This window comes from Lentzea sp. NPDC060358 (assembly GCF_042725365.1).
Lineage (GTDB): Bacteria > Actinomycetota > Actinomycetes > Mycobacteriales > Pseudonocardiaceae > Lentzea.
In genome coordinates, this window is the sequence record NZ_JBHXCW010000489.1 from 1 (window position 1) to 1183 (window position 1183).

Genomic DNA, 1183 nt, shown 5'->3' on the forward strand with positions numbered 1-1183 from the left:
CTCGAAGGCCGCGACGTACCGCTCCAGGAGCTTGCGCTGTTCCTCGTCGAGGGGGTTCGCGGCGTCGGCCGGCCTGCCCTCGTGCTCGGTGAGGGTGGCCCGCGCACGCTGCAGGGCGCTGTTCACCGAGGCGACCGAGGTGTCGAGCAGTTCGGCGACCTCGCTCGCCTTCCAGGCCAGCACCTCGCGCAGGATCAGCACGGCGCGCTGCTTGGGCGGCAGGTGCTGGAGCGCCGCGACGAACGCCAGGCGCACCGACTCCCGCGCCACCGCGGCCTCCGCCGGGTCGGCCACCGTCGGCAGGATGCGGCCGTCCGGCATCGGCTCCAGCCAGGTGTTCTCCGGCAGCGGGTTGAGCGCCGCCTCGGCGAGCGGCGTCGGGCCCGACAGATCGACCGGCCGGGCCCGCTTCTTCCCCGCGTTCAGCATGTCCAGGCAGACGTTGGTGGCGATCCGGTACAGCCAGGAACGGAGCGAGGAACGGCCCTCGAACTTGTCGAAGTTGCGCCAGGCACGCACCAGCGTGTCCTGCACCGCGTCCTCCGCCTCGAAGGCCGAGCCGAGCATCCGGTAGCAGTAACCGGTCAGCTCGACCCGGTGCCCCTCGAGTCGGCTGTCGACATCCGCGGTCGCTGTCAGATCGCCCATCGTTCATCCACCCCTGTTGTGCTGTGACACGCCTCGTTCCAGCACTCCGGAAGTTACCGCAGGGCACTGACAACCGGGGGAGGAAGCGGCGAAGCCGCCCGGATCGCCGCCGGGTCGAGGATCACGTCCCGGGCTTGCGCCCGTACACGTACACGTCGTCGCCGTTCTTCAGCAGCTTCCAGTACGACTTGGCGTCGGCGGTGCGCATGTTGACGCAGCCGTGCGAGCCCGGCGGGTTCCACATCTTCACGCCCACCGCGTGGAACGCCTGACCCCCGTCGAAGAACTGGGAGTACGGCATCTTCACGTTGTAGAGCGACGAGACGTGGTCGATGTGCCGCCAGTAGATCTTCTTCGACCCGGTGCGGGTCTCGTACCCGTTGCGCCCGGTGCGCACCGGCACGGGGCCGAACTTCAGCTTGCTGCCGTCCTGGATCCAGCTCAGCTGCCGGGTCAGGTCCACGCAGGCGATGCGCCCCTTGTTGGTGGGGCACTTCTTGGCCTTGTTCGGGTTCTTGCCCGCCGCCTTCTGGGC

At 69.1% G+C, this 1183-nt stretch carries 2 protein-coding genes; both read right to left on the reverse strand.

The features are described from left to right. Nucleotides 1-648: RNA polymerase subunit sigma-70 (locus tag ACFWGZ_RS41090; protein WP_382456989.1), on the reverse strand; the 648-nt coding region annotated here is incomplete at its 3' end. 121 nt (nucleotides 649-769) lie between these two features. Continuing rightward, a partial coding sequence (locus ACFWGZ_RS41095) for a L,D-transpeptidase (RefSeq protein WP_382456990.1) occupies nucleotides 770-1183 on the reverse strand: 414 nt, incomplete at its 5' end.